Origin of the sequence: Achromobacter sp. GD03932, assembly GCF_029839485.1 — a bacterium.
Classification (GTDB): Bacteria; Pseudomonadota; Gammaproteobacteria; order Burkholderiales; family Burkholderiaceae_B; genus Achromobacter; species Achromobacter bronchisepticus_A.
The window spans coordinates 1-19,339 of sequence record NZ_JAOCAT010000022.1; the positions used below are offsets into that span (position 1 = coordinate 1).

Consider the following 19,339-nt stretch of genomic DNA (forward strand, 5'->3'; position numbering starts at 1 on the left):
ATGGACAGGTACACGTGGCCGATGCTGCTGTCGAAGTAGGCGGTCTCCAGCTTGCCCAGCACGACGCTGTCGCCGTTTTCGAACTGGATGCGGACCTTGCCCGACAGCACCACCGCGAATTCCTGGCCGGGGTGGCGGATGTAGTCCTCGAACTCGACCACCTTGCGCGAGTCGATGAGCGCCAGCATGGGCGTCATCTTCTTGCCGGGGTATTCGCCCATCAGCAAGCGGTAGTGGTAGTTCTCGGTGACGTAGTCGCGGGCGTCGCTGAGCTTGTTCTTGACGAAGGTGGGGGCGACGGCGGCCTGCGAGGCGTCCGGCAGCATGAACATGCGGGTCATGTCTATGCCGAGCGCGCCGGCCAGCGCGGCGAACTTCTCGTAGCTGAGGGCGATCTGCCCCAGCTCCGCCTTGGACAGCGTCGAGACCGCGATGCCGCTGGCGCGGGACAGCGCCTGCAGGGTCATCTTGCGCGCCTTGCGCTCGGCCCGCAGGCGAGCGCCCATTTCTTCCTTGCCGACGATCTCGGGCGGGGATGTAGTGCCGGGTAGGGCCATGTAGCGATCTGGCAGGTAGGGGTGATTGGGGCAGGGCCCGCAAGCCCCGCTGCGTATGCCGGATTGTAAGGGCTGGCCGGGATCAGGCTCCCGCCCGGTTGAGGACGCGGCCGGCGTGCTGGCCGGTAAAGGCCTGGCCTTCCCAGACGGGCGCGCCGTTGACGTAGACCGAGTGGATGCCCGCCGCGCGCTCGGTGGGACGCTCGAAGGTGGCCGAGTCGGCCACGGTGGCGGGGTCGAAGACCACCAGGTCGGCGTAGTAGCCGGGCTGCACCTGGCCGCGTTCGGCCAGGCCGAACTTGGCGGCGGTCAGGCCGGTCATCTTCCAGACCGCGGTCTCCAGCGGGAACAGGCCCAGGTCGCGCGAGTAATGGCCCAGCACGCGCGGGAAGGTGCCCCACAGGCGCGGGTGCGGACGCTCGTCGTGCGGCAGGCCGTCGGAGCCGATCATGGTGGGGCCGAACGCCAGGATGCGCTGCACGTCGGGCTCGTCCATCATGAAGTAGATGGCGCCCGCGGGCTGCAGCTCCGGCACCACGTCGTACTTGGACTTGCCGCGCTCGGCGGCGATTTCCTCCAGGTCGCGCCCGCTCAGTTCGGGAAAGGGCTTGCACCAGGTGATGAGCGTGCGGCCCGCCAGCAGCACGCGGTCCTGCTTCAGCATGGTGGAGCCGGCCACGTAGGGGTAGGCGTCCAGGGACACGTCCTGGGTTGCCATGGCGGCCTCGATCAGCGCCAGCGTTTCCTTGGAGCGGCCGAAGTTGGGCTTGCCCATGACCTTGTGGTGCGAGATCACCACCGGCACGTCCAGCTCGCGGCCGATGCGGAAGGTCTCTTCCAGCGCCGCCACGATGTGTTCGCCCTCGTCGCGCATGTGGGTGGCGTAGACGCCGCCATGCGTGCCCAGCGGGCGGCAGACCTCGATGATTTCCTCGGTGCTGGCGTGGGCGGCGGGCGGGTAGAAGGCACCGGTGGAAATGCCGATGGCGCCGCTGGCCAGCGCGTCGTCGGCCAGCGCTTGCATGGCCTGGATCTCCCCGGCCGTGGCTTCGCGCTTCAGGTCGGGCATGACGGCGGCGCGCAGGGTGGAATGGCCCACCATGCAGGCGGCGTTGACGGCGGGCGGCGCGGCGCGCAGGGCCTCCAGGTAGTCGGAGAAGCGCTCGAAGCGGAACGAGCCGCCTTCGTCCAGCAGGTCCAGCGGCGCGGGCGGGTTGGCATGTGCCAGCGGCGCCAGGCTGATGCCGCAGTTGCCGGTGACCACGGTGGTGACGCCCTGCGAGATCTTGGGCGTCATGTCGCGGTGCTTGAGCAGGTAGTTGTCGTCGTGCGTGTGCGAGTCGATGAAACCCGGCGACACCACCTTGCCGGCCACGTCGATGCGCCGGCGGGCGCTGCTGGCGCTCAGGTCGCCGACGGCGGCGATCCGGTCGCCGCGCACGCCGACGTCGGCAAGCCGGCCGGGCGAGTTGGTGCCGTCGATGACGGTGCCGCCGGCAAGGATGTAATCGAACGGGGTGGCGTCGGTCTGGGACATGCGTATCTCCGGCTAAAGGGGGGTGGCGAAGTGGCAGGCGACCTGCTGTTCGGGGGCGATCTGGCGCGGCTGCGGCGCTTCCTCGGCGCAACGCGGCTGCGCCATCGGACAACGGGTGCGGAAGGCGCAGCCCGAGGGCGGCGACAGCGGGCTGGGTATTTCGCCCTTCAGCACTTCCACGGGTTTGCGCTCGCCCTGGCGGGCCGAGGGCACGGCGGCCAGCAGGGCGCGGGTATAGGGATGGGCGGGGCGTTCGAAGATGGCCTCGCGGGTGCCGGTCTCGACGATCTTGCCCAGGTACATCACGGCAACGCGGTGGCTGATGTGGCGCACCACGCTCAGGTCGTGCGAAATGAAAACGTAGGTCAGCCCCAGGTCGCGCTGCAGGTCCATCAGCAGGTTGATGACCTGCGCCTGCACCGACACATCCAGCGCCGATACGGGTTCATCGCAAACGATCAGGCCCGGGTCCAGCGCCAGCGCGCGCGCGATCACGATGCGCTGGCGCTGGCCGCCGGAGAACTCGTGGGGGTAGCGGTCGGCGGCGTCCGGACGCAGGCTGACGCGGGCCAGCAACTGCGCGACGCGCTCGCGGATGGCGGCGCGGCTGTGGCCGAAGGCGCGCAGCGGCTCGCCGATGATGTCGCGCACCCGCATGCGCGGGTTCATCGAGGAAAACGGATCCTGGAAGATGAATTGCATGCGCTGGCGCATGGCGCGCAGTTCGCGGCTGTTCATGGCGGCCAGGTCGCGGCCTTCCAGCAGGATGCGGCCCTCGGTGGGGTCGGTCAGGCGGATCAGGCATTTGCCGGTGGTGGATTTGCCGCAGCCGGATTCGCCCACCAGGCTCAGCGTCTGGCCGCGCGGCACCGACAGGGAAACGCCGTCGACCGCGCGCAGCACCTTGGCGCCGCTGCCGCTGTCCACGGGGTAGTGCTTCTTCAGGCCGATGACTTCCAGCATGGGCGGGGCGTCGGCGGCGGGCGCGGACACGGCGCTCGCAAGGGGGATGTCGTGCAAATTCATGGCGGGCCTCAGGCGGTCAGGGCGGCGGGAGCGGGTTCGGCCGCGCGGGCCCAGCACCAGACGCGGTGGCGGCTGCCGGCATCGGCGGCGGGCGGCGCCTGCTCGGAACAGCGCGGCTGCGCTTCCGGGCAGCGCGCCGCGAAGGCGCAGCCGCGCGACTCGGGCGTCATCACCGGCACGATGCCGGGCAATTCGGCCAGCCGAGCCGTATGGTCCTGGCCGTCGGCGAAGTCCGGCAGCGAGCGGATCAGCGCCTGGGTGTAGGGGTGCTGGGCGCGATCCAGGATGTCGTCGACGCTGCCTTCCTCGACCTTGCGTCCCGAGTACATCACGATGACGCGCTGGCACATCTGCGCGACCACGCCCAGGTCGTGGGTGATCAGCACGATGGAGGTGCCCAGCCGCTGCTGGATTTCCCGCAGCAGGTGCAGGATCTGCGCCTGGATGGTCACGTCCAGCGCGGTGGTGGGCTCGTCGGCGATCAGGACCTTGGGCTGGCAGGCCAGCGCCATGGCGATCATGGCGCGCTGACGCATGCCGCCGGACAGCTGGTAGGGGTACTCGCGCACGCGGCGCGCCGGGTCCGAGATCTGCACCAGCTCCAGCAGCGATTCGGCCTGCGCCATGGCCTCGCGCCGCGACAGGCCCTGGTGCAGCATCAGCGATTCGCTGATCTGGCGGCCCACCGTGAACACGGGGTTCAGCGAGGTCATGGGTTCCTGGAAGATCATCGAGATCTGGTTGCCGCGGATCGCGCGCATGGCCTTTTCAGACAGCGCCAGCAGATCCTGGCCGTCGAACTCGATGCGGCCGCCGGCCACGCGCCCGGGGGCGCGCAACAGCCGCATGATGGACAGGGACGTGACGCTCTTGCCGCAGCCGGATTCGCCGACCAGTCCCAGCGTTTCGCCGGGCATCAGGTCGAAGGACAGGCGGTCCACGGCAAGCACGGTGGTTTCATCGCCGTCGAAACAGGTGGTGAGGTCGTGCACGCGCAAGACGGGTTGGGTTTGCATGTGCGCTCCTACAGCTTTTTGGCCAGACGGGGATCGAGCATGTCGCGCAGGCCGTCACCCACCAGATTGACGGCCAGGACGGCCACGCCCAGGAACAGGCCCGGATACAGGATGATGTGGAAGGCCACGGCGACGAAGTTGCGGCCTTCGGCCATGATGTTGCCCCAGCTGGGGATCTGCGGCGGTATGCCCACGCCCAGGAAGCTCAGCACGGCCTCGGTCAGGATGGCGGATGCCGCGATGAAGGTGGCCTGCACCATCAGCGGGGCGAACAGGTTGGGCAGGATGTGGCGCAGCAGGATCGCGGGTACGCGCGTGCCGGACGAAATGGCGGCCTCGATATAGGGTTGCTCGCGTATCGTCAGCACCAGCGCCCGCACCAGCCGCACCACGCGCGGCACCTCGGGAATGACGATGGCGATGATCACGGTGCCCAGGCCGCCCTTCAGCGTGGCCATCAAGGCGATGGCCAGCAGCACGCCGGGGATGGCCATCAGCCCGTCCATGATGCGCATGATGAACGCGTCGATGCGGCGGAAGTAGCCCGCCGCCATGCCCAGCGCCACGCCGGCGACGGTGGAGACCACCGCCACCACGACGCCGACCACCAGGGAGACGCGGGCGCCCCAGACAGTGCGCGAATAGACGTCGCGGCCCAGCGCGTCGGTGCCGAAGAAGTGTTCCGATGACGGCGGCTTCATGCGCGCCAGCGGATTGATGTCCTGCGGGTCGACGGTGGCCAGCCAGGGCGCGGCCAGCGCAATCGCGGCCAGCGCCAGCAGGATGGCGCCGCCTATGTACAGCATGGGATGGCGGCGCAGCGAGCGCAGCACGCGGCGGTGGCGCGGGCGCCGCGCGGGCAGGGACAGGGTAGTGGTAGTCATGCGTTGCCCCCGGTTCAATAGCGGATGCGCGGATCGAAGAGCCGGTAGCTCAGGTCGACCAGCAGGTTGATCAGGACATAGATGCCCGAGGCCACCAGCAGCACGCCCTGGATCACGGGATAGTCGTGGCGCAGCACGGCGTCGATGGTCAGGCGGCCCAGGCCGGGAATCGCGAATACGGTTTCCGTGACCACCACGCCGCCGATTAGCAGGGCCACGCCCACGCCGATGGTGGTGACGATGGGATTGGCGGCGTTCTTCAGCGCATGCCAGACGATGGGGCCAGCCGCCAGGCCCTTGGCGCGGGCGGTGCGGATGTAGTCCTCGGACAGGGCCTCCAGCATGGTGGCGCGCGTCATGCGCGTGAGCAGCGCCATGTAGACCAGGCCCAGCGACAGGCAAGGCAGCACCAGATGGCGCAGGTAGGGCACCACGCCGTCGGCCAGGGGCTTGTAGCCCTGCACCGGCAGCCAGCCCAGCTTGATCGAAAAGCCGTAGACCAGGCTGTAGCCGATCAGGAACACCGGCACCGAGAATGCGCAGACCGCGCCTATCATGACCAGCCGGTCCAGCCAGCGTCCCGCGTGCCAGGCCGCCAGCACGCCCAGCGGAATCGCCACGATCACCGCGAACAGCATGGTGAAGATGGCGATGGACAGCGTCGGTCCCATGCGCTGGCCGATCAGCTGCGAGACCGGCATCTGTGTCGACATCGAAGTGCCCAGATCACCGGTGGCGATGTGGCTGACCCAGATGCCGAACTGCTGCAGCAACGGTTTGTCCAGGCCCAGGTTCTGGCGGATCTTCTCCACGTCGTCGGCGGTGGCGTTGTCGCCCGCGATCACGGCCGCGGGATCGCCCGGCGACAGGTGGATCAGCAGGAACACCACGACCGCGACCACGGCCATGACAGGAATGACGGCCGCGATGCGGCGCAGTATGTATTTCACGCTGGTTTTCCCCCGGCTTGTGGCCGGGCGCACGCGGCGCCCGGCGCCCGCCTTACGGCTTTTCGATGTTCCACATCACCGGGATGCCGGTCTTCAGCAGCTCGGTGTGCTGCAGGCCGCGGAATGCGGACACGGGCTTGAATTCCCCCCACATGACATAGGGCACGCTCTGGTAGGCGCGCGCCTGCATCTGCGCGGCGATGTCCTTGCGCTTGGCCGGGTCCGTTTCGCGGATCCAGCTGGTGCGCAGCGTGTCGAGCTCCTTGTCGCAGGGCCAGCCCGGCAGGCTGTTGCCGCAGGCGGCGGACATCCAGGGGTTGGTCACCGGCGTGCTGGCGTCGTAATAGCCGCCCCAGGTCAGGAAGACGTTCCAGCCGCCTTGCGCCGGCGGATCCTTTTTCAGGCGGCGGCCGGCCAGCGAAGCCCAGTCCATGGATTGCAGGTCGACGTTGATGCCGGCCTTCTTCATGTTCTGCGTCAGCACCATGACGGCGGGCGCGCTCAGGTGGTCCGTGGGGTACAGCACCACCACCTTCTCGCCCTTGTAGCCGGCTTCCTGCAGCAGTTGCTTGGCGCGCGCCGGATCGGTCTTGGCGTAGGGCGCCGCGCCCGCGTCGCTGGCCAGCGGCGAGCCGCAGACGAAGAGGCTGGGGCAATAGTCGACGCGGTATTTCTCCGGGTAGCCCATGGCCGACAGCATTTCCTTCTGGTTCACCAGGTGGTAGAGCGCCTGGCGGGCAAGCTGGTTGTCGAAGGGCGGATGCAGCGAATTGAGGATGACCATGCCCTGCGTCGCGACGGACGTGTTCAGGGTGATGTCCTTGTTGGTTTCCAGCACGGGCAGGAAGTCGGGCGTGGTCTGTTCGATCATGTCGACCTCGCCGTTCATCAGGGCGGCGGTGGCCGTGTTGCCGTCGGGGATGTAGACCCACTCGACGCGGTCCACCTTGACGTTCTTGCCGCCGGCCAGGCCGTCGGCGGGCTCCGCGCGCGGCACATAGGCCGGGTTCTTCGCGTACACGACCTTGTTGCCCGGCACCCATTCATCGCGCTTGAAGAGGAAGGGGCCCGAACCGACCATTTCCGTGACCTGGGTGTTCGGGTCCGTCATGGCCAGGCGCTTGGGCATGATGAAGGGCGGCATGCCGGAAGGCTTGGACAAGGCGTCCAGCACCAGGCCGAAAGGCTCCTTGAGCGTCAGCGTGAAGCTGTTGTCGCCGGTCGCCGCGAGTTCGGCGCCCGCGGCCATCATGGCCTGGCCCAGCGTGTCCTTCTTGGCCCAGCGCTGGATCGACGCCACGCAGTCCTCGGCCTTGACGGGCGTGCCGTCGTTGAACTTCAGGCCCGGGCGCAAGGTGAAGCTCCAGCTCTTGCCGTCTTCGGACACGGTCCAGCTGTCCACCATCTGCGGCTTGACCTGCCCCTTGCTGTCCTGCGAGAACAGGGTGTCGAACACCATGTAGCCGTGGTTGCGCGTGATGTAGGCCGTGTTGAACAGCGGGTCCAGCGTCTTGAGGTCCGCGTGCGGCACCAGGCGCAGGGTCTTGGTCTGCGCCAGCGCGCCGGTGGCGGCCCCCATGGCCAGCAGGGCGGCTGCGCCCAGCAAACTGAAACGTCTGATCATTGTTATCCCCTTCGTTATTCCCATGCCCTGCTCGGGCGGCGATCGTTGAGCCTCAGGCCTTGAACGGCCACTTCGGCAATTTGCGCTTGGTGTAAGGCAGCGCGTTGTAGTCGGTGGTGATGGCGCCCGGCGTTTCCACGTAGATGACGTGGCGGCCGACCTGCGAATACGAGGCGTAGAAGTGCTGCGACGATTTCACGATGATGAGCTTCATGGCCTGCAGGTCCACGCCGAACTGCGTGAACAGGTCGGTGCCCATGGCCTGGGTGCGGTTGGTGGTCAGGGCGATGGTCACGCCCTGGCTGCGCACGATGGCCACGTCACCCAGCAGCGCGGGCGTGCCGGCCAACCCGGTCATGATGGCGTCTCGCTTGAGCGCCACGATTTCGCAATCCAGGTCCAGCGGCTGGCCCGACACCGGCGCGACCTTGCCGCCGATGCGCAGCTGGATGCGCGCGCCTTCGCCCGCCTCGAAACAGAGCTGCACGGCCACCGGGTCCCAGAACGGGCCGGTCGCGACGTCGGTGATGCCGCGCGCCAGCACGCGTTCCAGGATGAAGGTGGCGTCGCTGGGCGCGCCGCCGCCCGCGTTGTCGGCGGAGTCGGCCAGCACCACCGGAAAGTCGTTCAACGCCAGGGCCTGGTCCAGCGCTTCGTCGGCGCCGGGGTAGGGCGGCGCCAGCTGCTCGCGGAAACCGATGATCTCTTCGCCCAGCGCGCGCGCCAGCGCGTTGGCCTGGGCCTGGTCGCCGTCGGTATAGACCAGCACCTTGGAACCCATGTCGGGCGTGTCGCCCCACGGGAAGCCATGCGCGATGGATACCGACAGCACGCCCTCCTTGCCTTCCATGGCGAGCAGGCGGTCCACGAAGCTGCGCATGGGTTCGCGGCTGGTGTGCATGATGGAGATCATCTCGCAGTCGTACACGGCGCGCGTGGGTTTGATGCGGCCTTCGGCGCGCGCCACGCACAGGTCCACCAGGTCGTAGGCGCGCTCCAGGATGTCAGTGTGCGGATATTCCTTGAAGCAGACCAGGAAGTCGGCGCTTTCCACCATGTCTGCCGTCATGTGGCAATGCGGGTCCAGTTCGGCGCCGATCACGGTGTCGGGGCCCACGATCTCGCGGGCGCGGCGCAGCAGGTCGCCTTCGCAGTCGTCGTAGCCGTCGGCCACCATGGCGCCGTGCAGGCCGAACAGGGCGATGTCGACGCGGCCGGCGCGCTTCAGATCGCCCAGCAGTTCGTCGCGCAGGGTTTCGTAGGCGTGGCGGGTGGTGATGCCGGCCGGCGTGGCGCCGGCGGTCAGGCCTTCGACCAGGGTCCAGTCCTTGCCCTGGGCGCGCTGGCGCGCGGCCCACAGCGGCCCCGAAAACATCTGCATGCGGTCCGGATGCTGACCCGCGGGGTAGTAGCCGCGCGCCCGATAGGCCGACAGACCGGTCGGGATGGGAGAGAAGGTATTCGTCTCGGTCGCCAGGGACCCGGAAAAGATTTTCATGCTGCCGCTCCGCGTAAGGATGTGCACATGGGGGCGCCGGCGTTGCCGCGAGCGCAGGGAAAAGACCGCACCGCCTGGCGCCAGGGCCAGGGGGTGGCTAGCAATGGGACCGGCCCGCGGCGCGGGCTCAGGCTTCGGACACGGGGCCCGGCGTGTAGCCGCCGTGCACGGCCGCCGCGCCCAGCCAGGCCTGCACCTCGATTTCCACGTCCACGCCCATGGCCAGCTTGGCCTCGACCGTTGAACGCGAGGGGAAGTCGGAAGAGAAATGGCTGCGGTAGGCGTCGTTGAACTGCGCGAAGAGTTCCAGGTCCGACAGCCACACCGTCACGCGCACCACGTCCTTGAGGGTGGCGCCCGCCAGGGCCAGCGTTTCCTTGATGCGCTCGATGGCGGCATGGGTCTGGGCGGCGATGTCGCCGCGCACGACCTGGCCGTTGGCGTCCATCGGGATCTGGCCCGACAGGAACAGGAAGCCGCCGGCCTGGGTGGCGCGGGAGAACGGCAGGGGCAGGGGGCTGGGGTAGCGGGCAATGGTGGTCATGGTGGACTCTCGCAGGCAAGGGGAGGGTTCAGCGCAATCGCGCGGGACGCACGGCTTCGGCGTCCACGCCGTGCGCTTGCAGATGGGCGGGCAGAGGCTGGTGCGTGAGCAGTGCGGCAGCCAGCTCAGAAGTCGCCGCCGCCGTCTGGATACCATAGCCGCCTTGGGCCGCCAGCCAGAAGAAGGCGGGCGCATCGGCGTCCCAGCCGACCACGAAATCGCCATCGCGCACGAAGGAGCGCAGGCCGGCCCAGGTGTGCTTGGGGCGGCGGATGGTGAGCGAGGTCGCGGTTTCGATGCGGTAGATGCCGGTGGCCACGTCCAGTTCTTCCGGCACCACGTCATGCGCGGCGACCGGGTCGGCGTTGGCCGGCGATCCCAGCAGTTGGCCGGCATCGGGCTTGAAGTAATAGCTTTCGTCGACCCCGACCACCGCGGGCCAATGGGCAAAGTCCACGTCCTGCGGGCCGGAGAACGTGAAGGCGGTGCGCCGGCACGGCTGCAGGCCGACGGGCGAGGCTCCGCACAGGGTCGCGGTATGGTCAGCCCAGGCGCCGGCGGCGTTGACCAGCGCCCGCGCATGCAGGGTGCGGCCATCGGCCAGCGTCAGCGTCCAGACGCCGTCCGCATGCGCGGCCGACACGACTTCGGCGTTGTTGTGCAGCACCGCGCCCTGGCGCGCCATGCCGCGCAGAAAGCCCTGGTGCAGCGCGTGCACGTCGATGTCGCGGGCGTCCGGTTCTTCGATGGCGCCGCAGATCTGGTCGGCGCGCAGACAGGGCACGCGCTCGACGGCCGCTTCGGCGTCGATCAGCGTCACATTGGGCGATTGGCTGCGGAAGTCGTCATAGACCTGGCGCAGCAGGTCCTGCTGTTCGGGCGTGGCGATGTACAGCACGCCGCGCGGGCTGAGCAGCGGATGCTCGCTGAAGCCCTGCGGCGGATTTTCGTAGAAGGCGCGGCTGGCGCGCGTGAGCGCCTTGATCTGGTCCGTGCCGTAGGTTTCCATGAACATGGCCGCGGATCGGCCGGTGGAGTGGTAGCCCGGCTGGGCCTCGCGTTCCAACACGGCCACCGAGGCCGTGGCGCTCAGGCGGTAGGCCACGGAAGCGCCAGCGATGCCGGCGCCGATCACGGCGTAATCGAATAGGGGTTCTGCTGTCATTTTGTCGGAAGCGAGAATTCTCTTATTTGATAATTCTCGAATACGATAGTTTTTTGACGGCAGACAAGTAATAGGGGAAAGCCCCGATGGAGGAAACTCCGAGGCTCGGAAATTCAGGTCAGGCGCGTGCCATTGGGAACTTGATCGTCCGGCACTGCCAGCACGATGCCGCCGGCTTCGTCGGCGAAACCCAGCACCAGCACTTCGGATTTCATCGGCCCGATCTGGCGCGGCGGAAAGTTCACCACCGCCATGACGCGCTTGCCCGCCAGCTGTTCCAGCGTGTAGCGATCGGTGATCTGCGCCGAACTTTTGCGGATGCCCACGCCGGCCCCGAAATCTATCGTCAGCTTGTAGGCGGGCTTGCGCGCCTCGGGAAAGGCCTGTGCCGACTGGATGGTGCCTATGCGGATGTCGACCTTGAGGAAGTCGTCAAAGCCGATGTCGGCGGCGGCGGGGGTATTCGGGTCTTGGGTGTAGTGCACGTTGGGTCCTTGGATTGGGTTGTCCGTCACCTTGCGCAGAGCCGATTTGGTCGATAGACGGAACAGTTTGTTCCGCGCAATGGTGTGTTTTTTGGCTTCCTAAACGTATTCGGGACAATTGGCGGTCGGTAGAATTCGCCATGCATTTTCCTCTATCTACTCGTCGGAAGGCCACAACGTCATGAGCAACGCTTATCTGGACGCCCTCAAGCAGCGTCGCACGCAGTACTCGCTGGGCCGCAACCTGTCGATCTCCAAGGAGGAACTGACCTCCCTGATCCAGGAAGCGATCAAGCACAGCCCCTCGTCGTTCAATTCGCAAAGTTCGCGCGCCGTGATCCTGTTCGGCGCCGAGAGCGACAAGCTCTGGAACATCGCGATCGAAGAAGTGCGCAAGGTGGCGCCGGCCGAGAGCTTTGCCCAGACCGAAGCCAAGCTCAAGAGCTTCGCCGCGGGCGTGGGCACCGTGCTGTTCTATGAAGACCAGGGTGTGGTGCAGGGCTTGCAGGAAAAATTCGCCCTGTACGCGGACAACTTCCCGGTCTGGTCCGAGCAGGCGGGCGGCATGGCCCAGCTGTCGGTCTGGAGCACCCTGGCCAGCGCCGGCGTGGGCGCCAGCCTGCAGCACTACAACCCGCTGATCGACGCCGCCGTTGCGCGCGAATGGAACATCCCGGCGTACTGGAAGCTGCGCGCGCAGATGCCGTTCGGCTCCAACGAAAACGGCTTCGGTGAAAAGGCGTTCATGGACGACGCCGAGCGCTTCCGCGTGGCCGGCTGAGTTTTCGGGACGCCTTGGGCGTCCCGGTCCGAGCGCATCGGAAAACCCGCAATTCCCTGGGAATAGCGGGTTTTTTTACGTCCGGCTCCTGGCGGCCTTCAATCCGTCTTCCAGCCCCACTTCTTGAAGATCGCCCGACCTTCGGGCGCGGTCAGGAAGTCGACAAAGGCCTGCGCCTGCGCGTTGCCTTTCCCTTTCTTGGTGACGACGGCGCCCGCGTCGCGATAGATTCGGTACGGCTCTTCCACCTCGACCACGCTGGCCAGTTCGGGGTTGGACACCTGCCAGATGTTCCAGATCAGCCAGGCGTCTATGGTCTTGTCCTCGGTCCATTGGGTGCGCGCCTGCGCGCTGTTGCCGGCCTCCGGCAGCACGAGGTTGGCGCGGAAGGCGCGCACGGTTTCGATGTCGCCAAGACGGCCGGCCACGTCTTCCCACAGTCCAGTCTGGCCCGCGCCGGATACCGCCATGACCTTGATGCCGGGCTTGAGCAGATCCTTGAAGCCCGTGATGGCCTTGGGATTGCCCGGGCGCACCAGGATGGCGGAGGGTCGCAGGTACAGCGTGCGGGCTTCGCGCAGCTCGAACACGTCAGGCAGCGCCGAGGCAAAACCGCTCATCATGTTTTCGGCCCCGCTGTAGATCACGTCGGCGTCCTGTTTGGCCTTGTCGGCCCAGGCCGGCGTCGGACCCGCGGTGACGCTGACATCAATGCCGTGCAGCTTGCCGAACGCAGCGGCGGCTTCCTTCATCGCGGGCGCGGGGCCGCCGGGGCCATACACGTTCAGGCTCGGAGCGGCCCAGGCGCTGCCGACGGCGGAGCAAGCCAGGGCAATGCCGCAGGCAAGGGATCTGATCGACTTCATAGCTGACACTTCCGTTCTACGCCGATTGCGGCCGGTTGAGACAAGCGGCGCGATCGGCTGGTTGATCCATGGAGCGCCGCGGGGTCTTTCCTGCGGCTCGCCACCCGGTAGACGCGCAAGGGAAGGGGAATATTCCGGCGAGGACGTTGCAGAGGGTAGAACTCTGTTTCCAGTCTGTTAAAAAGTCGCGTGCAAAATTGCAGCCTTGCCGCCGCCTCGCGATGGACGACAACACAGTCTTCAGGCATCGAGACAAGGCGAGGGGCATCCTCAACGAGAAACGTCACATGAAATCTGGAATCACCGCAGGCCGTTTGTTGTGCATGGCTGGTTTCTGCGCGCTTGCCGCGCCCGCCTACGCGATCGATTGCGCCAAAGCCGCCAGCGCCGCGGAAAAGCTGATCTGCTCGGACCGCAAGACCGTGGCGGCGGACGCCGAGTTGAACCGGGCTTACGCCGCGATACTGAAACAGGCCCCCGACGGCGATATCCGCGCCATGCTGGCGCACAGCCAGAAGCGCTGGATTGTGGCGCGCGACCGCGCGCTAACGGACCTGATCGAGGATCCGGGCTCGGTCCCCGCCGGCAAGACGGTTGCAGGCGTCGCTCGCGATTTGATCCAAAGCCGCACGGCGCAGCTCAAGGAAACGCACAAGGGCGCCGCGCTGCCCGACATCATCGGCAGCGCAGTCCGCCAGCGGCAGTTCCAGGCGCAATTCACCGGCGGCGCGTACGCCGGCTACTCGACTTCATGCGACATCTTTCCAGGCGAACATGCCTACTACGGTTGCTTCGCGACGCGGCATTACCAGAACAATGACCGCATCTGCTCGGTCGACGAGTACTGGGCCTCGGGCGGCGTTTATACCAAGCGTTATGTCGCCAACGTGGTGGACGGCAAACCGCAGTTGGCTGCATCCTGCTCGTTCAGCAGCTCGGACGAGGCGTGTTCCGATACCCCGGGCCAGACAAAATGGAACATGAAGCCGCAAAAGCCGGACTTTTCCTATCCCGACCAGCCGCTGCCCAAGATCGATGGAGAGATCGTGAGTGATGACGACTATGAGTGGGCCCGGGCCTGCCTGACGGGCGCGGCCTACCCCGCCAATTGACGCCAGTGAGCTGATCGCGCCTGCATGATCAGTTTCGCGTTGCGACGATTTTGCGTATTGCGCGCAGTTCGCGGTGTATTGGCAATACTTGCAGTATTTTGAGGGTTATGTATTTAGTTGTAAGCCAGCGAAGACCTCGCGGCTATCCGTTGGCAGGCAAGAGTAATACACGTTTGTTTAGGGAAAACCCGTAGATTGCGTTGCTCAGAGGGTGTTTTTCGGGCCGGCTCTGCGGCAAGATTTTGAAACGGACTGGGTGACCGGGCGTCCAAAACGTCCATCCCGCGAACGTAGAATCCCGTTTTTCATCAGTGCCATCCGGCTGACAGGAACGAACCATGAAGAAAACCATCCTCCTTGCGTCCGTATGCGCCGCGCTGCTGCAAGCTTGCGCGCCGACCTCCTCTCCCCGCGAAGGATCGTCCTCCATGCCCACTACCGCCACCACGCCCGCCAGCCCTGAAGTGAGCCTGCCCGCCTACTACTGGCGCCTGGCTTCCGCCACCGACGCGGCGGGCAAGCCGATAGCCGCGCTGCAGGCCGGCGTCGAGCACCAGCTGCGCCTGTCGTTCACGCAGGACGCCTTGAACATCCGCGGCGGCTGCAACGCGCAGTTCGGCGGCTACACCTACAAGAACGGCGTGCTGCAAGTGGCGAACCTCGCGTCGACCATGAAGGCCTGCGACCAGAGCCTGATGCGCCTGGACGCCGAGATCGGCCAGCGCATGAAGGGCGACCTGCGCGCCACGCTCAGCGGACACGCTTCCGAACCGGGACTGGAACTGGTCGCGCAGGACGGCAGCGTGCTTAAGTTTGTCGGCGAACCCACGCCTGAAACGCTCTACGGCAGCGCCGGCGAAATCATGTTCCTCGAAGTCGCCGCGAAGAAGACCGAGTGCAGCCACCCGCTGATTCCCAACTACCAGTGCCTGATGGTGCGCGAGCGCCGCTACAACGAAGCCGGCGTGCAGCAGCCCACCCAGGACAAGTGGCATCCGCTGTATCAGTCCATCGAAGGCTTCCAGCACCAGGACGGCGTGCGCACCGTGCTGCGCGTGAAGCGCTACGACTGGAAGAATCCGCCCGCGGATGCGCCCAAGCAGGTGTATGTGCTGGATATGGTGGTGGAGCAGGACGCGTCGAAGAAGTAAGACGCCAGCTTCCCTCTGGATTTCCCGATTGCGCCCGGCCCCTGGATTCAGCGGCCGGGCGCAGTCATTTCACCCGGTGCAGGGCACTATGTTGTAAATTGTAGTCATTCTCATTTATAACCGTGCGTCTTCATGGCCGCCTCCGATCCCTCTCCGCGGCACCCCCTGCACACGCTGTACCAGGAACACCAAGGCTGGCTGCAGGGCTGGCTGCGCAAAAAGTTGGGATGCGCCTTCGACGCCGCCGACCTGGTGCATGACACCTATCTGCGTGTGTTGGCCCGCCGCGAACCGGGCGACATTCGCGAGCCGCGGTCCTATCTGGCGACCATCGCGCACGGTCTCATGGTCAACCATCTGCGGCGCCGGGACCTCGAACGCGCCTATCTGGAAACGCTGGCGCAGCTGCCCCAGGCGCAGTCGCCGTCGCCCGAGGAGCGCGCCCTGGCGCTGGAAGCCCTGTGCGAAATCGACGCCATGCTGGACGGCTTGCCCGTGCCGGTGCGGCGCGCTTTCCTGCTTTGCCAGCTGGAAGGCCTGACGCATGCGGATATTGCCAAGACGCTGGGCGTGTCGGTCGGCTCGGTGCGGCTGTACATCGCGCGCGCCCTGCGCCAGTGCCTGGAGTTCGCGCCATGAGCGCCGGAGAGGCAGGGCGCATCGATCCGCGCGCGCTGGACGGAGCGGTGGACTGGTTTCTGCGCCTGACGTCGGGCAGCGCCAGCCAGGCGGACCGGGAAGCGTGGCAAGCCTGGCGCCAGGCCGATCCCGAACACGAGCGCGCCTGGCGGCGCACCGAAGCGCTTACGCGTCGCTTCGAGGCGTTGCCCAAGGGCATGCTGCCCGTGCTGGGACGGCCGCGCTCGTCCGCCCGCCGCGCCGCGCTGGGCAAGCTGCTGGTGCTGATCGGCGCCGGAGGCGCCATCGGCTACGCGCAGGTCGATGAAGCCTGGCGCGGCTGGGTGGCCCAATACCGCACGGCCGTCGGCGCCCGGCGCGAGGTGCTGCTGGCGGACCATAGCCGCGTGGTGCTCAATGCCGCCACCGCCATGGACGTCTTGTTCGATGCCCAGCAGCGGCTGATCGCGCTGCACGGCGGCGAAATCCTGATCGAAACCGCGCCGGACCCGCAACAGGACGCTCGGCCGTTCATCGTGCGCACCCGCGAAGGCAGCATCACCGCGTTGGGTACGCGCTTCGTGGTCAGGCGCGACGACGGCGTATCGGCGGTACAGGTGCTGGAAGGCGCCGTGCGCGTGGCGCTCCCGGGCGCTTCGGCGGATGCCGCGCGCATCGTGCCCGCCGGCATGGGCCTGCGCTTTAGCGGCGGCCAGATCGATGACGCCCAAGCGCTGACCGGCGATCCCTCCGCCTGGCAGCGCGGCATGCTGCAGGTCGACGGCATGCCCTTGAATGAATTCCTGCGTGAACTCCAGCGCTACCGCGCGGGCTGGATCGATTGCGCGCCCGAAGTGGCGCATCTGCCCATTTCCGGCGCTTTCCCGCTGGCCGAACCCGACCGGGTGCTGGTCACGGTGGCGGACACCCTGCAACTCGGCCTGCGCTACCGCACCCGCTACTGGGTGTCGCTGGTGCCGCGCGGCGAGACTATTTTGTAACGGCGACTAGCACTTTGCGCGTCTTATCTGGCTACGAGGGTAAGACCAACATCTGGAGTGCATGTCATGCCCCGTCAGCTTTCCCCGTTGCGCGCAAGCGTCTCCTTCCCAGTCTTGCTCGCGGCAGGCGCATTCGCGCTACCGCTGGCCGGGTTGATAGCGCCCGCCCAGGCGCAGACCCAGGCGGGGCAGGTGAGCGTGGCCGTCGAGCCCGGGCCGCTCAGCGCGGCGCTTTCGGCCTACGCTGCCCAGGCCGGCGTTCTGCTGTCGTTCGATCCCGCCCTGACGCGCGATCTCCAATCGCCTGGGGTACGCGGCAGTTTCGGCTTTGAGGAAGGGTTGCGCCAGTTGCTGGCCGGTAGCGGCCTGGAACCGGCGCGGCGCGCCGATGGCGGCTACACGCTGCGCAGATTGCCGCAGGGCGAAGTCACCGCCTTGCCCGCAGTGACCGTCACCGGCGCTGGCGACGAAGGCCCCTCCGAAGGGACGGGCTCCTATACCGTGCCGGCAACAAGCGCCGCCACCCGCATGCCGCTGTCGCTGCGTGAAACCCCGCAATCCATCAGCGTCGTTACGCGACAGCAGATGGACGACCAGAATCTGAACACGCTGGACGAGGTGATGCGCCAGACGCCCGGCATCGCCGTCGAGCGGCTGGATGAGCGCGTGCAATTCACCTCGCGCGGTTTTGCGCTGAACACCATGCTCGACGGCGTGCCCACGCTGTCGTTCAAGACGCCGTCGGCCGAGGCGGGCATGATCAACACCGCCATCTACGACCGGGTGGAAGTCGTGCGCGGCGCCGCCGGCCTGCTCAACGGCGTGGGCGAGCCGGGCGGTTCGGTGAATCTGGTGCGCAAGCGTCCCACGTCGGAGTTCGCCGGACACGTCACCGGTGGCGTCGGCCGCTGGAACAGCTACAACGCCGAAGCCGACCTGGGCGGCCCGCTGAACAGCGCCGGCACGCTGCGCGGCCGGGTGGTTGCCGCCCGCACCGCGGGCGACAGCTTCATTGACTACAAGAAGCGGTCCGACGATGTCTTCTACGGCATCCTCGAGGCCGACATCCTGCCCAGCACCACCGTCAGCCTCGGCTACGAGCACCAGAAGACCGCCATCGACGGCGCGAACTTCGGCCAGGCGCCGCTGTTCTACAGCGACGGCACGCGCACGAACTTTCCCCGGTCCTTCAATCCCGTGACGCCATGGAGCCAATGGGACATGTATACGGACCGGATATTCGCGACCTTGGACCATCGCTTCGGCAGCGGCTGGCACGTCAAGATGGACGCCAGCCGCTTGAAAAACGAAAGAAAGGCCGCCTGGGGCTACGTCCTCGCGTATCAGCCCGTCGATCCGTCCGGCGCTTCCACCATCGAATTGCGCGACAACCCGGCAAGCTCCACCAACAAGTCCTTCGATATCTACGCCGAAGGGCCGTTCCAGGCATTCGGCAGGGAGCACCGGGCCGTCCTGGGACTGAGCTACAACCGCTACACCAGCGAACTCAACCTGAACTCGGCGAACCCCGCTGGCTGGGACCGCCGGCGCGTGAATCTCTACGATCTGCGCGACGTGCCGCGGCCCGCCATGCCCTACACCTTCTACGACACCTTCCTGGATGCGAAGGAGACCGCCATCTACGGTTCCGCGCGCCTGAAGGTGGCCGAGCCGGTGTCGCTGATCCTGGGCGCCCGGACCACCTGGTACGAAGAAAACTCTTCGGCCTATAACGGCCCCGCCAACACCTGGACCCACAACCCCACCGCAAAGGAAAATGGCGTCTTCACGCCCTATGCCGGCGTGGTCGTGGACCTGAGCAAGGATTATTCGGCTTACGCCAGCTACACCCGGATATTCATACCCACCACCTCGCGTGACGCCAGCAACGTGGTGTTGCCGCCGCAAACCGGTCAAAACTATGAAATCGGTTTGAAGGGCGAACATCTGGACGGCAGGCTGAACACAAGCTTCGCGATATTCCGCACCCAGGAGGAAAACGTTGCGGTGGAGGATCCGTCCAGCCCGCCGCTGCCGGACGGGAGCACTCCCTACCGCGCCGTCAAAGGCGCGCGCAGCAAGGGGTTCGAGTTGACCGCGTCCGGCGAAGTGGCGCCTGGCCTGCAGCTGATGGGCGGCTATACCTACTTTGCCAAGCGCGACGCCGAGGGCGCATTGCTGCTGCCGAGCACGCCCCAGCGGCTGTTCCGCCTGGCTGCCAGCTACAGGCTGCCGGGCGAGTGGAACAAGCTCACGATCGGCGGCAACGTCAGCTACCAGAGCAGCATCTACTACGACGAAGCCGGCGGACTAGGACGCGCCAGCCAGGGCGGCGTCACGCTGTTTGGCCTGATGGCGCGCTATGACTTCAACAGGCAAGTGTCCGCGTCCGTCAATGTGGAAAACCTGACCGACAAGTATTACTACAGCGGCCTGGGGGGCTACAACGGCTACAACTACGGCACGCCCAGGAACGTCTGGATGAAGGTGAGCTACAAGTTCTGAGCGGGGGGCGTTTGATGTT

General features: G+C 66.7%; 18 protein-coding genes. 6 read left to right on the top strand and 12 right to left on the bottom strand.

Annotation, left to right across the window (positions count from 1 at the left end; genetic code table 11):
* The 11 genes from N5C88_RS20115 to N5C88_RS20165 form a co-directional block, all read right to left on the bottom strand.
* The coding region (locus N5C88_RS20115; protein WP_280016082.1) for an XRE family transcriptional regulator at window positions 1–557 on the bottom strand (557 nt) is incomplete at its 3' end.
* Between the two features lie 82 nt (window positions 558–639).
* Entirely contained in the window at window positions 640–2,094 is a 1,455-nt protein-coding gene (locus N5C88_RS20120; RefSeq protein WP_280016083.1) for a D-aminoacylase, read from the bottom strand.
* 12 nt (window positions 2,095–2,106) lie between these two features.
* Window positions 2,107–3,120: a dipeptide ABC transporter ATP-binding protein gene (locus tag N5C88_RS20125; protein ID WP_280016084.1), complete on the bottom strand. Its 1,014-nt coding sequence runs from the start codon at window positions 3,118–3,120 to the stop codon at window positions 2,107–2,109.
* An 8-nt stretch (window positions 3,121–3,128) separates the two neighbouring features.
* Complete coding sequence (locus tag N5C88_RS20130; protein ID WP_280016085.1) at window positions 3,129–4,136, bottom strand: ABC transporter ATP-binding protein; 1,008 nt, start codon at window positions 4,134–4,136, stop codon at window positions 3,129–3,131.
* Window positions 4,137–4,144: 8 nt separating this feature from the next.
* Window positions 4,145–5,020, bottom strand: a complete 876-nt coding sequence (locus N5C88_RS20135; protein WP_280016087.1) for an ABC transporter permease — start codon at window positions 5,018–5,020, stop codon at window positions 4,145–4,147.
* Between the two features lie 14 nt (window positions 5,021–5,034).
* Window positions 5,035–5,970, bottom strand: a complete 936-nt coding sequence (locus N5C88_RS20140) for an ABC transporter permease (RefSeq protein WP_013391996.1) — start codon at window positions 5,968–5,970, stop codon at window positions 5,035–5,037.
* A 52-nt stretch (window positions 5,971–6,022) separates the two neighbouring features.
* The gene (locus N5C88_RS20145) at window positions 6,023–7,594 is read right to left on the bottom strand and encodes an ABC transporter substrate-binding protein (RefSeq protein ID WP_280016088.1); all 1,572 of its coding nucleotides are present in this window, start codon (window positions 7,592–7,594) and stop codon (window positions 6,023–6,025) included.
* 52 nt (window positions 7,595–7,646) lie between these two features.
* Window positions 7,647–9,092 carry a M81 family metallopeptidase gene (locus N5C88_RS20150; RefSeq protein ID WP_059375232.1) on the bottom strand — a complete coding sequence of 482 codons (1,446 nt, stop codon included), beginning with the start codon at window positions 9,090–9,092 and terminating at the stop codon, window positions 7,647–7,649.
* Window positions 9,093–9,219: 127 nt separating this feature from the next.
* The gene (locus N5C88_RS20155; RefSeq protein WP_059375227.1) at window positions 9,220–9,636 is read right to left on the bottom strand and encodes a RidA family protein; all 417 of its coding nucleotides are present in this window, start codon (window positions 9,634–9,636) and stop codon (window positions 9,220–9,222) included.
* A 28-nt stretch (window positions 9,637–9,664) separates the two neighbouring features.
* A complete protein-coding gene (locus tag N5C88_RS20160) occupies window positions 9,665–10,801 on the bottom strand; it encodes an FAD-dependent oxidoreductase (RefSeq protein ID WP_059375224.1) in 1,137 nt (378 codons plus the stop codon).
* Window positions 10,802–10,914: 113 nt separating this feature from the next.
* Entirely contained in the window at window positions 10,915–11,286 is a 372-nt protein-coding gene (locus tag N5C88_RS20165) for a tRNA-binding protein (protein WP_059375221.1), read from the bottom strand.
* A 181-nt stretch (window positions 11,287–11,467) separates the two neighbouring features.
* Here N5C88_RS20165 and N5C88_RS20170 point away from each other — a divergent pair, with 181 nt between their 5' ends.
* Window positions 11,468–12,067: a nitroreductase family protein gene (locus N5C88_RS20170; protein ID WP_059375218.1), complete on the top strand. Its 600-nt coding sequence runs from the start codon at window positions 11,468–11,470 to the stop codon at window positions 12,065–12,067.
* 98 nt (window positions 12,068–12,165) lie between these two features.
* Here N5C88_RS20170 and N5C88_RS20175 read toward each other — a convergent pair whose 3' ends face one another.
* Window positions 12,166–12,933: an extracellular solute-binding protein gene (locus N5C88_RS20175; RefSeq protein ID WP_280016090.1), complete on the bottom strand. Its 768-nt coding sequence runs from the start codon at window positions 12,931–12,933 to the stop codon at window positions 12,166–12,168.
* Window positions 12,934–13,079: 146 nt separating this feature from the next.
* On the opposite strand from N5C88_RS20175, the gene N5C88_RS20180 reads away from it, so the two are divergent.
* From N5C88_RS20180 to N5C88_RS20200, 5 genes are all read left to right on the top strand, one after another.
* Complete coding sequence (locus N5C88_RS20180) at window positions 13,080–14,045, top strand: lysozyme inhibitor LprI family protein (RefSeq protein WP_347881405.1); 966 nt, start codon at window positions 13,080–13,082, stop codon at window positions 14,043–14,045.
* Between the two features lie 428 nt (window positions 14,046–14,473).
* Window positions 14,474–15,196: an META and DUF4377 domain-containing protein gene (locus N5C88_RS20185; RefSeq protein ID WP_054450298.1), complete on the top strand. Its 723-nt coding sequence runs from the start codon at window positions 14,474–14,476 to the stop codon at window positions 15,194–15,196.
* 132 nt (window positions 15,197–15,328) lie between these two features.
* Window positions 15,329–15,835, top strand: a complete 507-nt coding sequence (locus tag N5C88_RS20190; RefSeq protein WP_059375206.1) for a sigma-70 family RNA polymerase sigma factor — start codon at window positions 15,329–15,331, stop codon at window positions 15,833–15,835.
* Window positions 15,832–16,815 (top strand): FecR domain-containing protein, encoded by a 984-nt coding sequence (locus N5C88_RS20195; protein ID WP_251877563.1) that lies wholly within the window; start codon window positions 15,832–15,834, stop codon window positions 16,813–16,815. Before N5C88_RS20190 ends, N5C88_RS20195 begins: the two co-directional genes overlap by 4 nt.
* 66 nt (window positions 16,816–16,881) lie before the next feature.
* Window positions 16,882–19,320, top strand: coding sequence for a TonB-dependent siderophore receptor (locus tag N5C88_RS20200; RefSeq protein ID WP_280016091.1), 2,439 nt, complete (start codon window positions 16,882–16,884; stop codon window positions 19,318–19,320).
* Window positions 19,321–19,339: the final 19 nt, after the last annotated feature.